Raw genomic sequence first — 22,985 nt, 5'->3', positions numbered from 1 at the left:
TTAATTTGTTTTTTCGCCTGTTTGCACTCAAAATAAATTCTTGCTCAACTGCATTTCTTTGTTAATGTAGATTTGGTCCACAACTGATTCAACTGAGTCTCATTAGAAGTTTTGGTGTCTCAACATACTTGAATTCTTCACCGTTGAAGAGGCAATTTTATTAAAGATTCAAATGGACTAAAAGTTCGTTCTATCAATTGAATTTTTTGGTTTATTTCTGTTCGATGATTTTAATCCGTTTGTACACATGCATGGTTTGCTAGTGTCTAGGCATTTAATTCGGGTACAAAGATTACACATTAAACTCATAAATTTTTATTTATATTTATTATTCAAAACATAAATAATTTTTATACGTTTTATCATTGTCTCCTTTCACCATTATTAAAATCCAGAAATACAGCGAATTAAAAAAGTTTTGAAAGACCTTTAGATGGGATAACCAAAGCTATCAAAAGAACTAAATAACATATAGAATCAATTCCTACTCCCGCTTGTCAAAGTCATTGCACGAAGTAAAATAGCAAAAATAAGCGGTACGTTCTGAATCAGGATGTTTTGTTTTGCCTTCATTTGGAGAAAAAAGGAGCGCTTTCATACCGTCTTATTAAATCCAAATAATAAGCAACAAACTACCATAAATAGAATATATAATCAAACCGACTGTCTCTATTTAAAGCTAATGAAACAAATAATTCAAGTAGCTTCGAAAGCCTCTCGCTAAGCGAATTACATAGTGCCTTAATTCTAATATGTGAGTAAATAAAAAGTACGCTCGAAAAGATTGTTCAAATTTATAAAGACGCTGAGAAAGGGAACAATACTACTTTACAAATTTTCATTTCAAGCAAAAGGTGGTAGTAATAATAAAACGGAAGTTGCTGCTACAAAAAAGTCAAAACTTCAGAAATCTTTGATAGGGAGCATTCCAACATGTCTTTAACAGCACAAAAAACAACGGCATCGGAATTACATTATTACAAGTGCTTCTACTGTTAAAATCTAAAAAATAATTGGCTGTTACATTTGTTTACAAAGGATTTACAAACGCTTAAAGGAAAAATTATTAATTAAAAAACCTCTTGTATTGATGATTATAAAAATCTATAAACACCACATGAACAAAATGAAATGGCTTAATTTCATTACTTTTCCAAAAAAGTTCCCGAATGATTCTTCTAACAGTATCTGATAACCAGTTCTAATTTAGAACTTAGCATAAAATCAAAAGAAAATGCTTTTATGTTGAAAAAAAAATAGTAGTGGAAGCACTAGCGTTTTATAAAATCAACATTTAGTACAGACTTCATTAAAAAGTACTGCTGTAAAATTTTTAAACCAGATTTAGTAAAAATTCTATCATATCCAGAATTCGCTTCTAATTTATTTAATTAGTAGTATAATCTTATTTTTAATGGATATTTATAGGAATGAAATCCAATGATCATCAGTTAAAGATGTTACTCTAATAATCAGATAATTATCATAAATCTATTGCTAACACTGAACGAAGACAATAAAAAAAGGCCTAAATTCTAGGCCCTATATTACTTACTAATCAATCCCTAATCACAAGGAATAGTGAAACTATCAAAACTGTCTACTTACCAAATGGTAATGATAAATTTCATTCCTTAATACTGGCTTTTTTTTCCTTTTCTTTTATCGCCTCTTCTCTAAAATAAGCAATATAAGAAACAATTTCTTTGGTTCGTCTTAAATACTCCTCAAAAATATCAGGACGATAAACCTTCGGTTTTCCATTTTCAATAGAGGTGATTTTAGGATCAAAAAAAGCATAAGTATAAAAGGCACTTACTACCATTTTATCCGCTGGTAATGCCTTATCAAAAGCATAAATATATTTCATGGCAGATATTTTGTCCTTCGGATAAATTGATATCAATTGCCAAAAGGCCTTTAAATATTCCGCGTTCATAAGAGTTTCCTTTATATCATTAAAGTCATACACTTCTTTATATACTCCTATTCGATATTCGGGATCATTAATAAGTCTTAAAGCTTCTTTGCTAAATTTCATCTGATTGCCGTCAACTATAACACCAGGCGTTTGAAGTTCATCTATCCATTTTTTAGTCTCTTTTTCATTATTACTAAGGATTTCTGCCTGTTCTGCTGTAATAATAATCTCTTTAGTGTTCCCTACCTTATCAAAATCCTGAGCTGATGCGGTTAGCGATATTCCTAAACTACCAACAGTAATTAACATTAACTTTCTAATTTCTACTAGCATATTTGGTTTTATTAGTTTTTTCATTATTTATTTTTATAGCAATGCGATTCAGTTTTGTATTTAAATTTTCGATTCTAGCATCCAATTGTTCTTGTTGTTGCTGAATTTTACTTACTTGCAAATTCCAATCTCCATTTTGAACACCAACAACAATATTTACCATTTTTGGTCCAGCATTTAATTGATTTTCCCAAGAACGCCCCACTACTAAAGAAAAATGTATAGAAGTCATCTCCTTCGGATGGATTGCAATTCCATACCCTTTGATTGCTGAACTTGCTATAATATAATCTCCAGATTGTACTGGCCCTGTTACCTTTACTGGAACCTGCCCCGTAAAAGCTACATTATTGCCCATCTCTAATTTATGCTCGTCAGGAACATTTCCGGTGATAATTGGCTTATGAGAAACAACCATTATTTGTTCAGCATTAGTCAAATTTTTTGTGATTTTACCGCCTTTCACAGCAATGACATCCCCTGCCGATAAGTATTCGTTTTGATCAATGCGCTCCAACCACTCCGCATAATCACCGTGTCCTGAAGAATATTCAACGCCTATTTTGTTGAAACTATTGACTAGATTTGAGATTTGTGCAACACCAGATGCAACGCCTCCCGCTAAATCAAGTCCAACAAAGCTACTCAATGTATTTAGGACATACACATTATCTAATACCGTGTTATCTCTGAAATCTTTGGTAGACTGAGCTCTAATCGTTCCCACTGCCCTCCCATCTTTATCTTGAAATGTAATATATTGATTTTCAACAGTTAATGAATTAGTAACCGTTGAAAATGTGAAATTTGGTATTGACAAACTTGGTAATCCCGCAGTTGGAATTTCTGGAATCGTTGGAAATAGCTCTGGAATCGCTGGAATAAGTGTAATTCTTGGAAAAACTATCTCCGGAGTAACAATACTTGGAATCTCTGGTGTGCATATTGTAATACAAAATTCTGGAGTACAAACTGGACATATCCCTATTTCCGGAAAACAAACCTCAGGTAAACACCCTCTTCCTCCTGCGAAGAAAGTTATTTTATTTACTAATTTTGTTTTTGGAATAAAGATTTCAGGAGTACCAATTGGCAATTGCAAACCGCTATTTATGACTTTGATTAAGGCGTTTCCTATTTGAGCCATGACTCCCTTTTGAATACTTGCAGGCATTAATTTGAAAAGCTGTTCAGGTGAAAATGAACCTCCATCAAGCCACCCTTTGACCGTATTTATAGGAGTGTCGTAGGCCTGTGCAAAAGTATTTTGAATATTAAGATAACCACTTCCATTCCAAGCTCCGTGGGTCCGTCCTAATTTTATCAGCAAACCATCTCCATTTGCTTCATTTTGGTTTTCATAGGTGGCTACAAAATCTGGATTGTCACTTTTTATATTTATTGTTCTAATCGCAAGATCATTCAAGGTGCCAGAACCTGTTACAGTAACTGAATTATTGATTTGAGTAGCTCCATCAACTGCTACTGTATTTCTAAATACCGTTGCACTTGCCACTATTAACGTATTATTTATCGAAGCTGTTCCATCAACACCCAGCGATCCTGTAAGTTGAGTTGCTGAGCCATTATTAACAGTCAATGATTTATTTAAAACAGCCGTTCCGTCGACAATGAAATCTCCAGAAAACCCTACTTTCCCTGCCACTGTTAAATTTCCACTCGCTAAAACATCTCTATGATAAGCATAAGGAACGAATAATAGAGATTGATTACTGAAATTTGTATACTCTCCATCTATGTTAATCTCTACTTTTAAATCTATTAGACTACCGTCCCAAACAATATTTGTGTAAATACCTGAAAACGCTAATCCTTGGCCTATGACCACGTTAATCATCCCATAGGCATCAGTAGATGTACTATGAACCTCTTGGTATAAAACTTCTCCTGCGGACTTCAAAATAGTAAAACGCAGCTTTATCGTCTTGTTAGGTAAAATATTTCCACCAGGATCAGCTCCGGGTATTTCTTGTGTTTTTGGATTTAATAGTATGGCCTGATAACTCATTCCATCTGTTTGTGCCATAAGTGTGCTACTAGCAAACAAGAACAACATAAATAATAGTAATTTTTTCATACCGATCACATTAATTATTTTGGTCTATTAATAATAAGTTATCTGCTTTTTTATCCAGAATTTTCATAGTAGCTTCTATCTTGTCGAATTTATCTTCATATAATTTTTGTTTCTCTTCAATTTTCGTGATAATTTTAGCCCAGTCTCCGTTGTGAACGCCTACAACCGTATTCACCATTTTAGGTCCTTCGTTAGGCATGTTATCCCAAGCACGTCCTACAGCTAGTACATGATCTTCTGCCTTCATTTTATCTGGATGAATAGCAATTCCATATCCTTTTATTTTAGAATTTGCTACAATATAATCACCAGATTGTACGGACCCCATTACTTTTACGGGCACCTGACCCATAAAAGCAATATCATTACCCATAAATGATTTTCCCTTTTCGGGAGTATTTCCTAATATAATAGGATGATGAGATACTGCCATTATTTGTTCGGCATTGCTTAAATCCCTTGTAATCTTTCCTCCTTTTACAGCAACAATATCACCTGCTGATAAGTATTCATTTTGATCTATACGCTCTAACCACTCTGCATAATCTCCGTTACCTGAAGAATATTCTACTCCTAACTTATTGAATCTATCCGTCAAATTTGAGATTTGCGCAGAACCTGATGCAATACCACCTAACAAATCAATTCCAGTAAAGCTGGCAACGACATTTAACACATAAACATTATCTAATATAGTGTTGTCTCTGAAATCTTTTGTAGACTGTGCTCTGATGGTCCCTGTTGTCCTTCCCTCTTTATCTTGAAAGGTAACATATTGATTTTCTTTAGTTAATGAGTTAGTTACTACCTGTGACGGTATTTCTGGGATTGACAAATTGGGTAATCCATCAGTTGGAATATTCGGGATTCTTGGAATTAGATTAGGAATCGCAGGAAGTATCTCAAACGAGGGAAGTTCCACTTTTGGAGTCCTAACTTTCGGAATGTCTGGAATACCAGGAGGCATAGTTATTCCTGGAAAAATTTCTACTTCCGGAAGAATTAGTGTTTTAGGGACTACAACAGCATCAAAACCAATAGGTAAATTTAATCCATCATTTATTGAACTTGTAATGCTATTTGTTATTTGTGCCATGGCTCCTGCTATAAATGTTGCGGGCATTAAATTAAGAAGTTGGATAGGTGAAAATGACCCCCCATTCAACCAGCCTTTAACTGTGTTTATTTGGCCATCAAAAGCGTTAACTAAAGGGTTCTCAATATTCAAATAACTGCTGCCATTCCAAGCCCCATGAGTTCTTCCTAGTTTTATTAACAAACCATCTCCGTTCCCTCCATTTTGGTTTTCGAAGGTGGCGACAAAAGCGGAATTATCACTTTTTACATTCAAAGTTCTAACGCCAAGGTCATTAAATACCGCGGGACCCGTTACAGTAAATGAATTATTGACTTGCATAGCACCGTCAACTGTCAATGTACTTTTTAAGGAAGTTGCACCTCCTACTGTTACCGCATTATTCATAGCAACTGCTCCATCAACATCCAAGGATCCTGTAAGTTGAGTTGCTGAACCGTTTTTCACGGTTAAGGATTTATTTAAATCAGTAGTTCCCTCGACAATCAAATCTCCAGAAAACCCTACTTTTCCTGCCACTAATAAATCACCCGTCGCCATAATATCCCTATGATAAGCGTATGGAGTAAACAAAAGCGCTTGATTGCTCAAATCTGTGTAGCTGCCATTCAAATTGATCTCTACTTTTAAATCCTTCTTGGTTCCGTCCCACATAATCTTTGTGAAAACGCCATAGGAAGGAGCACCTTGTCCAATCACGAGGTTAATCATACCATAAGAATCAGTCATTGTGGATTGCACTTCCGTATATTCAACTACGCCTGCTGCATTGATGATTGTAAACCGAATTTCCAGTTTTTTATTTGGAAAGATATTCCCACTAACATCTTGTCCTGGAATTTCTTGATTTTTAGGGTTTAATATTAGGGCTTGATAGCTAATTCCATCTGTTTGAGCTGTAAGTTTGATGCTTGCAAACAAGATGAAAGCAAATACGAATAATTTTTTCATAATATTATTATCTTGTTTTATTAGATAGGTTAACCAATAACCCAAAACTTACATTGTTACTTCCTATTCTCAATTTCTCTGGTTTTGCAACCCAAACCACGCTTTTCCCATACATATATTGAACATAAAAGGATAGATTTTCTGAAATAGGATGTGAGAAACCTGTTCCTACTCTAAAATTTAATATGGGTTTATCAAATTCCTCAATCTTTTTCAAATTAATAACCCTATTATTGATCGTCTGGGTTCCCTGAACTAAAAAACCATACGAAGCTGATCCCTTCAAGTAAACTGAAGCTTTCTTAATTTTAAAAAGTTGTTGATCAAGCCCAACACTAAGCTCTAAATAGTTAACATTCCATTCCATAAAATTACCGACTTCATTATCACTACCAATAGCGCCGTATCCGGCATATCGTATTCCTAAAGAACCCTTTAACTGCTGCTGATTAGATATCACTCTATCTCGGTATCCAATTTCCATAAAAGTATGAGCTGTTTGCTGAAGATTACCCAGTTTCTCATTTTGAGAATTAGTGTAATCAAAAGACGACATCGTTTTCCCTGTTTCAAGGTAAAGTTGTTGTGCTGTTGCAAACGTACTTGCAATCATTAACAGGAATAATAAAGTATTTTTTTTCATTTTTTTGATTTAGTATTAGCTTGTCTGCGAGTTTCGTGCTTCATTTTTTATTTAATTTTTAAGTATTTTTTTTACTAATTGTTTTTTGTTCGCAATCACCTTTAGTATATAATTAGCGACTGGAGAACTTCCTAACATCACGTAAACATTTTGACTTGGCGAATATATCTTGGCGAAAACTAACCTTCCAAGCATATCATAAATTTCGACTGAAATTTTATCTGTAATTTCCTCGCTAAATACTATGTTGATGCTTTCCATAAAAGGGTTCGGGTAAACAATGGCTTCAAGACTTAAAAGTGTTTTCTTATCCACTATCTTTGTAAGAACATTAGGTTGTATAAAACCTTGGCGAAATATCAAACTTCCATTGGCGAACGTACCTATAACGCTTGCTTGTCCAACACTTTGCTGAATAACGTAATTTTGATTGCCTAGACTTACTTGGTTAGAAGAACCCGAAACTCCAGTAGTAGATCTAAGCAACAGCTTATTTGATGCACTTTGAGCATGCATTTGGACTAAAAAAAAGCACAATAAAATTGTTAAAATTTCTCTCATTTTTATGTTTTTAATTATTTAATTCTGTTCATTTTTTTTAACAAAGCTTGTGAGTTAACAGATGTATGGCACAATAGAGTTACCCATTTTACCGCCGCATATTTTATAAACAAGCTGCTTGAAATGCTGTTCCTAAATGTTAATTATTTAAATAGTAAAACGCTTATTAAAAACAGGACATTAACAACAATTGAATATAATAGGTATTACTAACTTACTCCTAATATGATCATTGCGAAGTTAATACTTCACTCACATTTAAAACCACGTAGAATTACGTGGTTTTAAATGTGAGTGATTAAAATGCTATTTAAATTCATATAGAGATCACCATTTAGATTTAAACTTAAAAACATACTGGTAATTTCAATATATTCTTGTGCATTCACAATCTCTATGTGACTCTTGAAAAGTTCTGAAAGCGAGAGAAAATAGTTTATTGGATGTCGTAGTATTTCATTAAAAAAAAACTGTTTTTTTAATGAAAAAAATTGTTTTTTTTTAATGAAATATAATTGACGGCATTCCTTAAAAAAAACTAATTATAAACAATCACTAAATAATAATCATTTAAATCCTCTTTTAGTGTAACATCATCAATAATAACGAATAAAAAAGGCCAAAATAAGACAGATCAATAATTTGTTAAAACAATAGCAAAAAACAATTTAAGCCCATTTACCATGGAACAAAATAAAAACACAAAAGGAACACAAAAAGATAATTATTGAAACGCAACTATAGCACGCAATAAAAACAGTTTGGGCATCGTATATAATGAGTAATCCAAATTGACGCCTTTATTACTTTTATTAAATTTGCTTTGACCGTTACAACTACTACAGTTATATGAGTTGTAAAAGAAGAAATACACTTAAAAAAATATTACAATGAGTACTACATTATTTGACAAAGTATGGGATTCGCACGTGGTGCGTAAAATTGAAGATGGACCAGATGTGTTCTTTATTGACCGTCATTTTATTCATGAAGTTACAAGCCCTGTTGCTTTTTTAGGTTTAAAAGAAAGAGGAATCTCGGTTTTATATCCAGAGCGTACTTTTGCCACTGCCGATCATAATACCCCAACCATAAACCAACATTTACCCGTTGAAGACCCATTATCTGCTAACCAACTAAAAGCTTTAGAAGAAAACTCCAAAGAATACGGGATTAGCCACTGGGGATTAGGAAACTCAAAAAATGGAATCGTTCACGTCGTGGGCCCTGAAAACGGAATTACATTACCAGGCGCAACCATCGTTTGTGGCGATTCACATACCTCGACTCACGGTGCCTTTGGCGCTATTGCTTTCGGAATCGGTACTTCTGAGGTAGAAATGGTACTTTCTACCCAATGCATCATGCAACCCAAGCCTAAAAAAATGCGCGTTAATGTCGCTGGTGATCTTCAGTTAGGAGTTACGCCAAAAGATGTTGCGCTTTATATCATCTCAAAACTATCCACTTCAGGTGCTACTGGTTATTTTGTAGAATACGCAGGAAAAGTTTTTGAAGACATGACCATGGAAGGCCGTATGACCGTTTGTAATTTAAGCATCGAAATGGGAGCTCGTGGAGGAATGATTGCTCCAGATCAAACAACTTTTGACTACTTAGAAGGACGTTTATATGCTCCAAAAGGTGATGCTTGGGATAGCGCAGTAGCCTATTGGAAAACCTTAAAAACAGATGTGGATGCTAAATTTGATGAAGAAATCAACTTTGAAGCTTCAGATATTGAACCAATGATTACGTACGGAACTAATCCAGGAATGGGCTTGGGAATTTCTAAAAGTATTCCAAATGCTAAAGATGTTGTTGAAGGAGCAGAAACCTATGCCAAATCTTTAGGGTACATGGGATTCCAACAAGGAGAAGCCATGATAGGCAAACAAATTGATTACGTCTTTTTAGGGAGTTGTACTAACGGTCGTATTGAAGACTTTAGAGCTTTTGCTTCGATTGTAAAAGGCCGCCAAAAAGCCGCTAATGTTACAGCGTGGCTCGTTCCAGGATCACATGTAGTCGAAGCACAAATAAAAGAAGAAGGAATTCTTGATATATTGACTGAGTCAGGTTTTGTATTGCGTCAACCAGGTTGCTCTGCCTGTCTAGCGATGAACGACGATAAAGTGCCAGCTGGAAAATACGCAGTTAGTACTTCCAACAGGAATTTTGAAGGACGTCAAGGACCTGGTTCCAGAACGTTATTAGCTAGTCCATTTATGGCAGCGGCAGCGGCAGTGACGGGAATATTGACGGATCCACGAGAGTTGTTGTAAAAGATTGTTGCATGTAGATTAACGATTTTTGATTTCAAATATCGAAAATCTACTCCACTTTCAACCTCGCTTTTTAATAGATATATAAAAATAGTGGCGACCAAGATTTATTTTTTCAATGAAAATCAAAAATCGTTAATCAAAAATCAAAAATCAAAAATTACAATGGCTTACGATAAATTTACGACTCTTACCAGCACAGCAGTACCGCTTTCTATAGAAAATGTAGATACCGATCAAATTATTCCCGCACGTTTTCTAAAAGCAACAGAACGCGTTGGTTTTGGTGACAACCTTTTCCGCGATTGGAGATATAATAATGATGATTCACCAAAATTAGATTTTGTTTTAAACGATTCTACTTATAGCGGACAAATACTTGTGGGCGGAAGAAACTTTGGATCTGGATCTTCCAGAGAACATGCTGCTTGGGCAGTTTACGACTATGGCTTCCGTTGTGTAGTTTCTAGTTTTTTTGCTGACATTTTTAGAAATAATTGCTTAAATGTGGGCGTACTTCCAGTTCAAGTAAGCGCTGCATTTGCCGATAAAATTTTCAAAGCGATAGCAGCAGATCCAAAAACGGAAATAGAAGTCAACCTTCCCGAGCAAACAATCACACTTAAAGCAACTGGAGAAAAAGAATCTTTTGACATTTCAGGATACAAAAAAGATAATATGATCAATGGATTTGATGATATTGACTATTTACAAAACATAAAAGAGGAAGTGATCACATTTGCAAATGAACTTCCGTACTAAAAAAACTAAAAAGGGAGTTGCTATCGTTTGAAAATAGTGCTGGCTGCGGCAACTCCTTTAATTGTTTTATAAAATATAATTGTACGGTTTAAAATCGACAGAAAAAAGATTGTAATAGCCTCAAAATTAGAAATGGAAAAAAGAAAGATTGAAATAATGGATACGACACTCCGTGACGGGGAACAAACCTCTGGAGTATCTTTTTCTGCTGCCGAAAAGCTAACCATTGCACAATTGTTGCTGGAAGAATTAAATGTTGATCGAATCGAAATCGCTTCTGCACGAGTTAGCGAAGGCGAATTTCAAGGAGTCAAAGGGATTATGGCATGGGCTTCTGCCAAAGGATACAACGACCGAATCGAGGTTTTGACCTTTGTAGACGGCGGGCTTTCTATCGAATGGATGAAAAAAACAGGTGCTAAAGTTCAAAACTTATTGACTAAAGGCTCCCTAAATCACCTAACACATCAATTAAAAAAGACACCAGAACAACATTTTTCTGAAATCGCCCAAACGATAGCTTTGGCCGCAGCTCACCATATTGAAACTAATGTGTATCTCGAAGATTGGAGCAATGGCATGCGAGATTCACCCGAATATGTCTTTCAATATCTAGATTTTTTAACAAAACAACCCGTTAAAAGAATCTTATTACCTGATACATTAGGCGTTTTAATTCCATCTGAAACGTTTGCGTTTATTTCGAAAATTATAAAGAGATACCCAAATACCCATTTTGATTTTCACGCACACAACGACTATGATTTGAGTATTGCTAACGTGATGGAAGCAGTAAAAGCAGGGATTCAGGGGCTTCATGTCACTGTAAATGGAATGGGAGAACGTGCTGGAAACGCCCCTCTAGAAAGCACAGTTGCTGTCATCAATGACTTTTTACCAGAAATAGAAATCAGCGTAAAAGAATCTTCCTTATACTCTGTCAGTAAGTTGGTTGAAACTTTTACAGGCTACAGAATTCCTGCTAACAAACCTATAGTTGGCGATAATGTCTTTACACAAACAGCTGGAATTCATGCTGATGGTGACAATAAAAACAACTTATATTTTAATGATTTACTGCCAGAGCGCTTTGGGAGAAAACGAAAATACGCACTTGGAAAAACATCGGGAAAAGCTAATATTGAGAAAAATCTGCAAGAATTGGGATTACAATTGAATCAAGAAGACCTAAAATTAGTTACCCAAAGAATTATCGAATTAGGCGACAAAAAAGAAACGGTCACAAAGGAAGATTTACCCTATATCATATCAGATGTTTTAGACAGCCAGACCTATGAAGAGAAAATAGTAGTGGAATCGTATATTTTATCCCATGCTAAAGGAATGCGCCCATCCACCACGCTTTCTTTAAAAATAGACGGAGAAGTTATTGAAGAGCATGCACAAGGGGACGGACAATTTGACGCTTTTATGAATGCATTAGCAAAAATTTACAAAAGCAAAAATTTAGAACTACCTAAATTGATTGATTATGCAGTACGAATCCCACCGGGAAGTAGTTCAGATGCATTATGTGAAACCATAATTACCTGGATCAACAACGGAAAAGAATTTAAAACAAGAGGATTAGATTCAGATCAAACGGTGGCAGCAATTATAGCTACGCAAAAAATGTTGAATGTCATCCCCTCCCCAACCGTACTCGAAGGACAGAGAGACGAACCTGAAAAAGAACTGAAACACTAAAAAAAACATTTCTACTAGATCTCAGCTTTCTTTCCTTCGAAAGTGGCTGAGAACAGAAATATCAAACTTTAAGACATGAAATATACAATCGCACTTTTAGCTGGGGACGGAATTGGACCCGAAGTAATCAATGAGGCCGTAAAAGTTTCCGATGCTATTGCAAAAAAATTCAATCACGAAATTATTTGGACACCAGCACTTACAGGTGCTTGTGCCATTGATGCCGTTGGAGTTCCTTACCCAGACGAAACGCATGAAATTTGTATGAAAGCAGATGCGGTTTTGTTCGGAGCTGTTGGACATCCAAAATTCGATAATGACCCAAGTGCTCCTGTTCGTCCCGAACAAGGACTGTTATTAATGAGAAAAAAATTGGGCTTATTTGCTAATGTACGTCCTACTTTTACATTTCCTTCGCTAATTGACAATTCCCCTCTAAAAAGAGAACGCATCGAAGGAACGGACTTGGTTTTCCTAAGAGAATTAACTGGTGGGATTTATTTTGGAGAAAAAGGAAGACTAGATGGAGGCGAAACCGCATACGACACGTGTACTTATACAAGAGTTGAGGTACAACGCTTAGCCAAAAAAGGTTTTGAATTAGCTATGACCCGAACTAAAAAACTCTGCTGTGTTGACAAAGCAAATGTTTTAGAAACATCCCGTTTATGGAGAGAAACAGTGCAAGCAATGGAAAAAGACTATCCAGAAGTAACTGTGAGCTATGAATTTGTAGATGCAGTCGCCATGCGATTAGTGCAATGGCCTAATTCCTATGATGTATTGATTACTGAAAACCTTTTTGGAGATATTTTAACGGATGAAGCATCCGTAATTTCAGGATCGATGGGACTGATGCCATCCGCATCTGTGGGAGAACATACTTCATTATACGAACCCATTCACGGCTCCTATCCGCAAGCAACTGGATTGAATATTGCGAATCCGTTAGCGACTGTTTTATCTGCAGCGATGATGTTTGAAGATGCATTTGGTTTAAAAGAAGAAGCAGAAGCTATTAGAGCAGTGGTGAATAAATCCTTAGAACAAGGAATTGTAACCGAGGATTTGGCCACCAAAGATGCTAAAACCTATAAAACTAGCGAAGTTGGTGACTGGTTAGTTGCGAATTTGTAAATTATAAAAAATTATATTGTTTAAAAATTGAGTAATAGCTAAATATTACAACCTGAAGAACAACACACTTTTTAGCTTTTACTCAACTTTAAGAAAAATAATAAATAACAAAAAAGGTGTCAATTTTCATTGACACCTTTTTTTATAGCTAGAAAAAAATATTAATATCCTCCTCTGTTTCCACCACCACGGTTTTCTCCACCACGGCTGTTTCCACCACCATAACCACCGCGAGAATCTCCACCACGACTGTTATTGTTAAAACTTCTTCTTTCGCCTTCTGGTTTAGGCTCAGATTTGTTAACTACAATTGCACGTCCTTGAACAGTTGCACCGTTCAATTCGTCAATAGCTTTTTGAGCTTCGTCATCATTTGGCATCTCAACAAAACCAAATCCTTTACTTCTTCCAGTAAATTTATCAGTAATAATTTTAACTGAATCAACTGCTCCGTAAGCCTCGAAAGACTCTCTTAAATCTGCTTCCTCAATACTGAATGGAAGGCTTCCAACAAAAATATTCATATGTCCTTATTTAAATAATACAACAAATGTAGTGCATTTTTTTTCTAATCTACTATATATTAGCTTATTTATGATTTTATTTTGAATTTAATATGAAAGTAGTGTGGATAAAACAGCAAGCGCATGTGATTAGTAAACCTTAAAGCCTATATTTTAAGGAACAAGAACACTTACCGGAACTTTATAAAAAACGCCTTGCTGAAAATTCAAAACGGGATCAGCTGAGGAGCTGTCATCAACATTTTTAGCATTAAATTTAAAAGTTCCTGATATTGTACTATTTTCAGCATCATAATCGGTTATTATTATTTCACCATTCCCAATATCAATGCCGGTTGTATATTTAATTTCGTTATTTCCTTGATTTATCACATAAACAGCCGTTTTTGAATTACTTGTGCCCAAAGGATATTTCTGCACTGTGCTAGAAGTCATTTTCAAGGACATTACTTCGGATCCAGTGTAGGCTTCGATTAATAAAGATCCATCGGACGCTAAGGTCGCTTTAGCCTGAACGGCTCTCCAAAACACATTGTTTTTCATACCTTGAAAAGAAGGATTATTAAACCTAACGTCTTCCTCACACGAAACTACTACAAAAAGCACCACAAGAAACAAGATATATTTTTTCATAAAACCTATTTTGAAGTAACAAAAATAAGATATTAAAGTTTAAAAAATTAAACTACGCAGAAAAAAATAGCCGTCAAATCATACGCAACACCATACCATCGATTAAAACACGACTTGGATTAGCGATTATCAATAAAAAATGTATCTTTGCACCCTTAATTAATCGAGGTCGAGTACCTTGAAATTTAATCACAAGATTATGTCAGTAAAAATTAGATTACAAAGACACGGTAAAAAAGGAAAACCTTTTTACTGGGTTGTAGCAGCAGATGCACGCTCAAAAAGAGATGGTAAATACTTAGAGAAAATAGGTACTTACAATCCAAACACAAACCCAGCAACTATCGACTTAAACCTTGATAGCGCAGTAAAATGGTTGCACAATGGTGCTCAACCAACTGATACTGCAAAAGCAATTCTTTCTTACAAAGGAGCTTTATTGAAACATCACCTTGATGGTGGTATCCGTAAAGGAGCTTTAACTCAAGAACAAGCTGACGCAAAATTAGCGACTTGGTTAGAAGCAAAAACAGGAACAGTTGATGCTAAAAAAGATGGTTTAACTAAGGCGCAAGCTGATGTTAAAGCTAAAGCTTTCAAAGCAGAACAAGATGTAAATGCAAAACGTTTAGCTGCAGCTGCACAAGCTGAAGCAGATGCTATTGCCGCTGCAAATCCAGCTGTAGAGGAAGAAGTTGAAGCTTCGGCTGAAGAGACTCCTGCTGCAGAAGAAAATAACGAAACTACTGAAGCATAATTTTAAAAGCGAAGATGCGTAAAGAAGATTGTTTCTACTTAGGTAAGATCGCTAAAAAATTTAGTTTCAAAGGGGAAGTTCTTGCCTATTTAGACACGGATGAACCAGAGTTATACGAAAACTTGGAATCAGTGTTTGTTGAATGCAACAAACACTTGGTTCCATTTTTTATTGAAAGCAGTTCCCTGCACAAAAACGATTTCCTCCGAATTCGTTTTGAAGACATGAATACTGAAGAAGATGCAGATGCTATACTAGGGAACGCAATCTACCTTCCTTTAAAAATGTTACCAAAACTTACTGGTAACAAATTCTATTTCCACGAGGTAATAGGATTTGAAGTTGAAGACACACGCTTAGGAGTTGTTGGAAAAATTCAATCCATAAACGACACTACTGCCCAACCTCTTTTTGAAGTACTTAATGGCGAAGTAGAAATCCTCATTCCTATGATTGACCATTTTCTTGTGAAAATTGACAGAGAAAATAAGAAAGTCATCATGGATTTACCAGAAGGATTGATTGAGATGTACTTATAAAAAAAGTGCTCAGTCTAACAAATACGCAATCACCAATCGCTAATCATCTAGAAAAGTGATCCGTATTCAGTTTTTAGTATTCTATTAAAAAAAATCTGCAATCTGCAATCGTTAATCCTCAATCTAAAATCATTTTGTTCCAATTCAAACAATTTACTATCGAACAGGATCGTTGTGCCATGAAAGTTGGTACTGATGGTGTATTGCTAGGTGCTTGGACGCCAATAACGAACAATCCTTTCGGCATATTAGATATTGGTACAGGAACAGGTATCATAGCCTTAATGTTGGCACAAAGAACCAATGCGGAGCAAATTGACGCGCTAGAAATTGACGGAGAAGCTTATGAACAATCCGTAGATAATTTTGAAAACTCCCCTTGGAGTGACCGCTTATTTTGTTTCCATGCCGGTTTAGATGAGTTTGTAGAAGAACCAGAAGATGAGTATGATTTAATTATTTCTAATCCCCCTTTTTACAGCGAAGATTACAAAACAGAAAACGAACAACGCGATTTAGCCCGTTTTCAAGATGCGATGCCTTTTGAGGATTTAATTGAAGCTGCTGATTTATTATTGTCTGAAAATGGTATTTTTTCAGTAATCATTCCGTTCAAAGAGGAAGATCGATTTTTGGCTATAGCCAAAGAATATGAACTTTATCCAATGAAAATTACACGAGTAAAAGGAACTCCAACTACCGAAATAAAGAGAAGTTTATTGGCCTTTAGCCGAAAAAAAGAAGTTGATTTCTCTGTTGATGAACTCGTTATTGAAACCGCTAGACATATCTATACTCCAGAATACATTGGCTTGACTAAGGATTTTTATTTGAAGATGTAATTGTCAGCAAACTCAAAAATCAAATTTATTAAAATGAATATGATGCAAAACCAAAAACTATTTGGCTATGATTTTACCAATCAATCCTAAAGACAAAGAGTCTCCTGCACCAACAAAAGTAATTTGACCTTTTTTATCTATCAAAACGATTGTTGGATATGCTTGTATATTAAGCTGTTTTATAAATGTATTACTATCATTTAATTTCATAAACACTTGTTGCCATTTTACATTATTTTTCTTTACATATTCTAATACTTCTTCATTCGAATTATCAACAGCGACACCAAGAATATTTATTTTTTTTTCGTTTGTATCATAAAATTCTCTGATATGTGGATAAAATTTAACACAAGGACCACACCAAGTGCCCCAAAATTCCAAAAGCAAAAAATCCTTATCTTTTAACGCATCTTTAAGAACAAAATTATTATTGTACAAATCTCTAAAAGTATAATTTAAAGGTATCATATTCCCAATTGTAAATCGTTCGACATACCCTTTTTTGACCGGATTTAGAAACAATGAATCCATTTTCAATTGTCTTTTAATTGTGTAATTTGAATTATTTATAGCAATTGTATCATTGAAAGAATACTTAAACTGCTTATTAAAAACAAAATCTTTCGAAAAATTAGTGTTTTTATCTTTAACATAGAATTTACTTTTAGCATAGAAATCAGAAAAATAAAACTCATAACCAGCCGCTTTCCCTACCCAAGCATCTACAAATTTAAGAAAGGATAAGTAGGGAATATCTTTTTTATCGATCTTTTGGGATACTTCATTCTCCTTATCAGGAATTAAAACAAACTTTCGTTCAAATTTTATAATTTTTTTATTTTCAAAATATTCGAATTTATAAATTGAAGGCAAATAATTTTTAATCAAAGCCTCGTCAGCATTTGGTAATATGTTGTATTCATATTTAATTTCGTCACTAAAATCCTTATTCTTGTTGGTATCAGCAATTAGTACTTGCTTATTTTTCTTAAAACCAATAAGCACGATTAGCTCTTGATTAATTTTCTTATGCGATAGTGCAAGTGTGTCTATTTTTAATCTTTTGAAGTAGGCAAGTGCTTTAGTCTTCTCCAGTTTATTATCTTTATACATGTCATACGCATATTGCACATAATCCATTGCTACGAAATGAAATTTTAAGGAATCAAGTTCAGGAATCCCTATAAAATTATCAGTATAGGACAACGGTCTTAAATCCGACTGATATTCGTTTAAATTAAAAGTATCTGGATTACTCGTTAACTTTAATTTTATTTGCTTTGTTTGACTTGCAGCAAGATTTAAGAAAAAACAAAATAACACTAGGGCAATTCTCTGAAGGCTTGTCGTCATGGTTAAAAAGCAACTTTTTAGTTAACAAAATTTTAATTTTAAATCCCCACAAGGTAGAGATAAATAGCAAAATTTGCACTACTCAATTACTCGAAAAATCTATATCTGAATAACATTAAGCTGAAAAACCTCAAGGTCGAACGAATCGTTGAAAAACTGTGATTACAGAAAGTACAGATTTTTTAACTGACGAATTAATCATCGAAACTTCAAGACATATTTACACTCCAGAATATGTAGAAGTGACTCAGGAGTTTTATTTGAATATGTAAAAAAAATCTTTTAAACAAAACCTAAATTCCCTCAGTTTCCAATTTAATTTAAACTTTTGTTGTACTTTAGAACTAAATTGCATGAGTAAGCAAATCAAATATAGAAAAATATAACAATTGTTAATGCTTTTGTTATATTTCTTTATGTAAATTTGTGCTCTATAAAATTCATAAAACCATGAAACCAGACTTATTTCAATCTCCAGATTACTATAACCTAGACGATTTACTAACAGAAGAACACAAATTAGTTCGTGATTCTGCCCGAGCATGGGTAAAACGTGAAGTGTCCCCAATTATAGAAGAATATGCTCAAAAAGCAGAATTCCCAAAACAAATTATTAAAGGGTTAGGTGAAATAGGTGGCTTTGGCCCATATATTCCTCAGGAATATGGCGGAGCTGGTTTAGACCAAATTTCCTACGGGCTGATCATGCAAGAAATTGAACGTGGCGATTCTGGTGTTCGCTCCACTTCATCTGTGCAGTCTTCTCTCGTGATGTATCCTATTTGGAAATACGGAAACGAGGAACAACGTGTTAAATACCTACCTAAGTTAGCTACCGGTGAATTTATGGGTTGCTTTGGATTAACTGAACCCAATTACGGTTCAGATCCAGGAAGCATGATCACCAACTTTAAAGATATGGGTGACCATTATTTATTGAATGGTGCCAAAATGTGGATTTCAAATGCTCCCTTTGCTGATATTGCTATAGTTTGGGCAAAAAATGAAGAAGGAAGAATTCACGGTTTAATTGTAGAACGTGGCATGGAAGGTTTTTCTACTCCTGAGACACATAACAAATGGTCGCTTCGAGCCTCTTCAACAGGGGAATTAATTTTTGATAATGTCAAAGTACCAAAAGAAAATTTATTGCCTAATAAATCAGGATTAGGAGCGCCACTTGGTTGTCTTGATTCAGCGCGATACGGAATTGCATGGGGTGCTATAGGTGCCGCGATGGATTGTTACGATACCGCTTTACGCTACGCAAAGGAGAGAATACAGTTTGACAAACCCATTGCAGGAACGCAATTGCAACAAAAGAAATTGGCCGAAATGATTACTGAAATCACAAAAGCACAATTATTAACATGGAGATTGGGTGTTTTAAGAAATGAAGGACGTGCAACAACCGCTCAAATTTCGATGGCAAAAAGAAATAACGTAGACATGGCAATTAACATTGCTCGAGAAGCCAGACAGATATTAGGAGGAATGGGAATAACTGGAGAATATTCTATTATGCGACACATGATGAATCTAGAATCGGTAATCACCTATGAAGGAACACATGACATACACCTACTAATTACTGGTATGGATATCACAGGAATTCCAGCTTTTAAATAGTAGTAAACGACTATTAAAGTATTTATAAAATTGATAGTAAAAGCTTCTTGGAAACAAGAAGCTTTTTTATATTTACATAAAAAATACCACCTATGAATATTGCAACAATCAACAATAGTATTCAGTCCCAAAAAGAACTATTGTTACAACATACTTTATACAAAAAAGTAAAAACCGTTGAGGATTTACAGTGTTTTTTAGAAAATCATGTTTATGCGGTTTGGGACTTTATGTCTTTGTTAAAAGCTTTACAGTCTAAATTAACGTGTACAACAACTCCGTGGTTCGCAACAGAAAACCCACAAACTAGGTATTTAATTAACGAAATTGTGGTTGCGGAGGAATCTGATTTAACATTAGACGGAAAGCGCTCCAGTCATTATGAGATGTATATTGAAGCGATGAAAGCCTGTGATGCGAACACCAGTGGAATCGAACATTTTTTAACTGAGGTAGATTCGCTTAAAAACATATTTGTTGCAATCAAAAAAAGCAATTTGCATCCTAATATCAAAGCTTTTTTAGATTTTACATTCCGAGTTATAGAAGAAGGAAAATCACATGAAATTGCTGCTGCATTCACTTTTGGTCGCGAGGATTTAATTCCGAGTATGTTTACCGAAATCCTAAGAAATTTTCAAGCCAATTTTCCCGAGACGGATTTAACTAAACTTATTTATTATTTCGAAAGACATATTGAATTAGACGCTGATGAACATGGTCCTATGGCCATGAAAATGATCACGGAATTATGCGGAACAGATGCACAAAAATGGTCCGATGTAGAGGAAGTTTCCAAGCTAGCTTTAGAAAAACGAATTGGCCTTTGGGATGCTATCGAAGAGACCATTATGATGAATGTTGAATTGGCTTAATATTAATTTACTAAAAAACCCAACTCTTTTTTTTTACAAATTACAACGCCTGCAGCAGTACAACTTTCAAAACTGGTTCTCAAACAACTATTCAAAGGCTTGTCGCTAGAAGTTTCTGAACTTACTATTGGGTACAATTGGGAATATACAAATTCATAAAGGCGAGAATTTTATCTCGCCTTTTTTTAATTCTCTGGAGCCAATTCTAATTCTAATCCTTCAAGGCTTTCCGTTATTGGAATTTGGCAGCCTAAGCGGCTATTTGGCTTGACATAAAACGCCTCTGACAACATGGCTTCCTCATCATCACCCATTTCTGGCAAGACCACATCGTTTAAAACATAACATTGACAAGAAGCACACATGGCCATTCCGCCACAAGTACCTTCTACAGGAAGTTCATAAGCTTTGCATAATTCCATGATATTCATCGCCATATCTGTAGGAGCTTGCAATTCATGTACTATTCCTTCTCTGTCTTTAATTTTTATTAATACATCCATTTTTTTAAATTTGGAATTGTTTAGTTATCAATTTATAGCGTACTGGAAGTCGTGGAAGATTTGAGCGCCTTAATTAGAAATTAGCGATTTTAACAGTACAAAAAAACCACAAATAAATCATCAAAAGAATACCCCTTTTAAAAAAATCTAATACCTATTAAAAAGGGCATTTTCTTTTAAAGGGAAAATTTTAACGTATTTACATGATATTTACAACAGTTTCAATTTGGGGAGCAAACTTTTTGATGGTCGTTTCCACACCGGCTCTCAGTGTCATTTGGTTAACACTGCAACTAGTACAGGCTCCTTCAAGGCGAACTTTTACGTGTTTACCATCCTCGATAGAAATCAGTGTTATGTCCCCACCATCTGAATTTAAAAAGGGTCTAATTTCTTCTAGTGCCTTTTGAACTTCTATTGTTAATTCTTCTGTTGTCATTTTGTTTGTTTATAGATTTAAAGAGTAGAAAATGTAAAGAGTAGAAATCATGTAAAAGATCCTAATTTCTACTTTTTCTAATTCTCTAATTGTCAATTTTCTAATTTTTTTTCACTGCTGAACAACCCGCCATCGTTGTAATCTTAACCGCTTCTGTGGCTGGTAAACTTTCATTTCTGTTGATAACTTCGCGTACTACATTTCTCGTAATTTCTTCAAAAACAGTTTCAATTATTGAACCCGCTTGCATTGCTGCAGGTCGGCCGTAATCTCCTGCTTCTCGAATGGATTGTACTATGGGCACTTCACCTAAAAACGGTACTTCTAAATCATCTGCTAGATTTCTAGCTCCTTCTTTTCCAAAAATGTAGTATTTATTTTCAGGTAGTTCTTCTGGTGTGAAATAGGCCATGTTCTCTATAATTCCTAAAACTGGAACATTTATCGCTTCAGACATAAACATGGAAACTCCTTTTTTGGCATCAGCCAAAGCAACCGCTTGCGGCGTACTTACGATTACAACACCCGTGATAGGCAATGATTGTACAATCGAAAGATGAATATCTCCAGTACCCGGTGGCAAATCGACTAACATAAAGTCTAATTCTCCCCAATCAGCATCAAATATCATTTGGTTCAACGCTTTTGAAGCCATAGGTCCCCTCCAGATTACTGCTTGACTTGGCGCTGTAAAAAACCCAATAGAAAGAATTTTAACTTCGTAACTTTCAACAGGTTTCATTTTTGATTTCCCATCAACGGTTACAGAAATTGGCTTCTCGCTTTCAACATCAAACATAATAGGCATCGACGGCCCGTAAATATCAGCATCAAGGATCCCAACTGAGAATCCCATTTTTGCTAAAGACACCGCTAGATTAGCAGTAACAGTAGATTTCCCTACTCCTCCTTTACCAGAAGCTACTCCTATGATATTTTTTATTCCAGGGATTTGTTTCCCTTTAATTTCTGGTTTGTCCGGAACCTCTACTTTACTATTGATTTTTATTTTTGCAGCAGCAGATACTAATTCAAGAATTGCTTTTTTAATGTCCTCTTCTGCCCGTTTTTTAATATGCATGGCTGGTGTATGCAAAACTAAATCAACTACAACCTCATCGCCAAAAGTAATTACATTTGCAATTGCTCCACTCTCCACCATGTTTTTTCCTTCTCCAGCTATAGTAATCGTTTCTAAAGCTTTAAGAATATCTTTTCTATCTAATTTCATTTTTAGTTAATTGTTTTCTATTGGCAATGTAACGCCAGAATATTATCTTTATTTAAACTGATTTCAGATTACAAAGATAGCGGATTAAGTTCTTTAAATAAAGGAATTGGATTGGATTTATTGATAGGGCGATAAGTCCTAATTTGACAAGACACAAACCCGA

At 34.9% G+C, this 22,985-nt stretch carries 20 protein-coding genes; 9 read left to right on the top strand and 11 right to left on the bottom strand.

Translation table 11 applies throughout. The features are described from left to right. Positions 1 to 1,627 precede the first annotated feature (1,627 nt). The 5 genes from BUC11_RS09495 to BUC11_RS09475 are packed head-to-tail and all read right to left on the bottom strand — an operon-like array spanning position 1,628 to position 7,603. Entirely contained in the window at positions 1,628 to 2,278 is a 651-nt protein-coding gene (locus BUC11_RS09495; protein WP_073353606.1) for a hypothetical protein, read from the bottom strand. Further along, a complete protein-coding gene (locus BUC11_RS09490; RefSeq protein WP_139259449.1) occupies positions 2,238 to 4,352 on the bottom strand; it encodes a hypothetical protein in 2,115 nt (704 codons plus the stop codon). The genes BUC11_RS09495 and BUC11_RS09490 overlap by 41 nt, the downstream gene beginning before the upstream one ends. A gap of 10 nt (positions 4,353 to 4,362) precedes the next feature. Beyond that, positions 4,363 to 6,399 carry a hypothetical protein gene (locus tag BUC11_RS09485; RefSeq protein ID WP_139259448.1) on the bottom strand — a complete coding sequence of 679 codons (2,037 nt, stop codon included), beginning with the start codon at positions 6,397 to 6,399 and terminating at the stop codon, positions 4,363 to 4,365. A gap of 7 nt (positions 6,400 to 6,406) precedes the next feature. Beyond that, on the bottom strand, positions 6,407 to 7,042 hold the full coding sequence (locus tag BUC11_RS09480; RefSeq protein ID WP_084129595.1) for an outer membrane beta-barrel protein: 636 nt from the start codon (positions 7,040 to 7,042) through the stop codon (positions 6,407 to 6,409). A gap of 51 nt (positions 7,043 to 7,093) precedes the next feature. Next, positions 7,094 to 7,603 (bottom strand): T9SS type A sorting domain-containing protein, encoded by a 510-nt coding sequence (locus BUC11_RS09475; protein ID WP_084129593.1) that lies wholly within the window; start codon positions 7,601 to 7,603, stop codon positions 7,094 to 7,096. A gap of 890 nt (positions 7,604 to 8,493) precedes the next feature. On the opposite strand from BUC11_RS09475, the gene leuC reads away from it, so the two are divergent. The 4 genes from leuC to leuB all read left to right on the top strand — a co-directional run bounded on the left by leuC (position 8,494) and on the right by leuB (position 13,494). Next, positions 8,494 to 9,888, top strand: coding sequence for a 3-isopropylmalate dehydratase large subunit (gene leuC / locus BUC11_RS09470; RefSeq protein ID WP_073353599.1), 1,395 nt, complete (start codon positions 8,494 to 8,496; stop codon positions 9,886 to 9,888). Positions 9,889 to 10,053: 165 nt separating this feature from the next. Beyond that, positions 10,054 to 10,650: a 3-isopropylmalate dehydratase small subunit gene (gene leuD / locus BUC11_RS09465; RefSeq protein ID WP_073353656.1), complete on the top strand. Its 597-nt coding sequence runs from the start codon at positions 10,054 to 10,056 to the stop codon at positions 10,648 to 10,650. Positions 10,651 to 10,782: 132 nt separating this feature from the next. Continuing rightward, a complete protein-coding gene (locus BUC11_RS09460) occupies positions 10,783 to 12,357 on the top strand; it encodes an alpha-isopropylmalate synthase regulatory domain-containing protein (RefSeq protein WP_073353597.1) in 1,575 nt (524 codons plus the stop codon). A gap of 75 nt (positions 12,358 to 12,432) precedes the next feature. Next, positions 12,433 to 13,494 (top strand): 3-isopropylmalate dehydrogenase, encoded by a 1,062-nt coding sequence (gene leuB, locus BUC11_RS09455; RefSeq protein WP_073353596.1) that lies wholly within the window; start codon positions 12,433 to 12,435, stop codon positions 13,492 to 13,494. 161 nt (positions 13,495 to 13,655) lie between these two features. Here the strand turns inward: leuB and BUC11_RS09450 are convergent, their stop codons facing one another. Continuing rightward, on the bottom strand, positions 13,656 to 14,018 hold the full coding sequence (locus BUC11_RS09450; protein WP_066079550.1) for an RNA recognition motif domain-containing protein: 363 nt from the start codon (positions 14,016 to 14,018) through the stop codon (positions 13,656 to 13,658). 153 nt (positions 14,019 to 14,171) lie between these two features. Continuing rightward, positions 14,172 to 14,651, bottom strand: a complete 480-nt coding sequence (locus BUC11_RS09445) for a DUF6252 domain-containing protein (RefSeq protein ID WP_073353594.1) — start codon at positions 14,649 to 14,651, stop codon at positions 14,172 to 14,174. A 199-nt stretch (positions 14,652 to 14,850) separates the two neighbouring features. On the opposite strand from BUC11_RS09445, the gene BUC11_RS09440 reads away from it, so the two are divergent. From BUC11_RS09440 to BUC11_RS09430, 3 genes are all read left to right on the top strand, one after another. After that, entirely contained in the window at positions 14,851 to 15,408 is a 558-nt protein-coding gene (locus BUC11_RS09440; protein WP_066079544.1) for a 30S ribosomal protein S16, read from the top strand. Between the two features lie 14 nt (positions 15,409 to 15,422). After that, the gene (rimM, locus tag BUC11_RS09435; protein WP_073353592.1) at positions 15,423 to 15,947 is read left to right on the top strand and encodes a ribosome maturation factor RimM; all 525 of its coding nucleotides are present in this window, start codon (positions 15,423 to 15,425) and stop codon (positions 15,945 to 15,947) included. Positions 15,948 to 16,081: 134 nt separating this feature from the next. Continuing rightward, positions 16,082 to 16,789, top strand: a complete 708-nt coding sequence (locus BUC11_RS09430; RefSeq protein ID WP_073353591.1) for a tRNA1(Val) (adenine(37)-N6)-methyltransferase — start codon at positions 16,082 to 16,084, stop codon at positions 16,787 to 16,789. A gap of 57 nt (positions 16,790 to 16,846) precedes the next feature. Here BUC11_RS09430 and BUC11_RS09425 read toward each other — a convergent pair whose 3' ends face one another. After that, a complete protein-coding gene (locus BUC11_RS09425) occupies positions 16,847 to 18,145 on the bottom strand; it encodes a TlpA family protein disulfide reductase (protein WP_073353589.1) in 1,299 nt (432 codons plus the stop codon). Between the two features lie 450 nt (positions 18,146 to 18,595). On the opposite strand from BUC11_RS09425, the gene BUC11_RS09420 reads away from it, so the two are divergent. Both BUC11_RS09420 and BUC11_RS09415 read left to right on the top strand, forming a co-directional pair. Beyond that, entirely contained in the window at positions 18,596 to 19,774 is a 1,179-nt protein-coding gene (locus BUC11_RS09420; RefSeq protein WP_073353588.1) for an acyl-CoA dehydrogenase family protein, read from the top strand. A gap of 92 nt (positions 19,775 to 19,866) precedes the next feature. Continuing rightward, positions 19,867 to 20,649, top strand: coding sequence for a DUF3050 domain-containing protein (locus tag BUC11_RS09415; protein WP_073353586.1), 783 nt, complete (start codon positions 19,867 to 19,869; stop codon positions 20,647 to 20,649). A 185-nt stretch (positions 20,650 to 20,834) separates the two neighbouring features. On the opposite strand, the gene BUC11_RS09410 is transcribed toward BUC11_RS09415, so the two are convergent. From BUC11_RS09410 to BUC11_RS09400, 3 genes are all read right to left on the bottom strand, one after another. Continuing rightward, positions 20,835 to 21,152, bottom strand: a complete 318-nt coding sequence (locus tag BUC11_RS09410; protein WP_066079526.1) for a 2Fe-2S iron-sulfur cluster-binding protein — start codon at positions 21,150 to 21,152, stop codon at positions 20,835 to 20,837. 199 nt (positions 21,153 to 21,351) lie between these two features. After that, complete coding sequence (locus BUC11_RS09405; RefSeq protein ID WP_073353585.1) at positions 21,352 to 21,591, bottom strand: NifU family protein; 240 nt, start codon at positions 21,589 to 21,591, stop codon at positions 21,352 to 21,354. Positions 21,592 to 21,691: 100 nt separating this feature from the next. Further along, entirely contained in the window at positions 21,692 to 22,822 is a 1,131-nt protein-coding gene (locus BUC11_RS09400) for an Mrp/NBP35 family ATP-binding protein (RefSeq protein WP_073353583.1), read from the bottom strand. Positions 22,823 to 22,985: the final 163 nt, after the last annotated feature.

It is taken from the genome of Flavobacterium xanthum, from assembly GCF_900142695.1.
Lineage (GTDB): Bacteria > Bacteroidota > Bacteroidia > Flavobacteriales > Flavobacteriaceae > Flavobacterium > Flavobacterium xanthum.
Note: the sequence above shows the minus strand (reverse complement) of the source record. Positions and strands in the feature narration are given on the sequence as shown.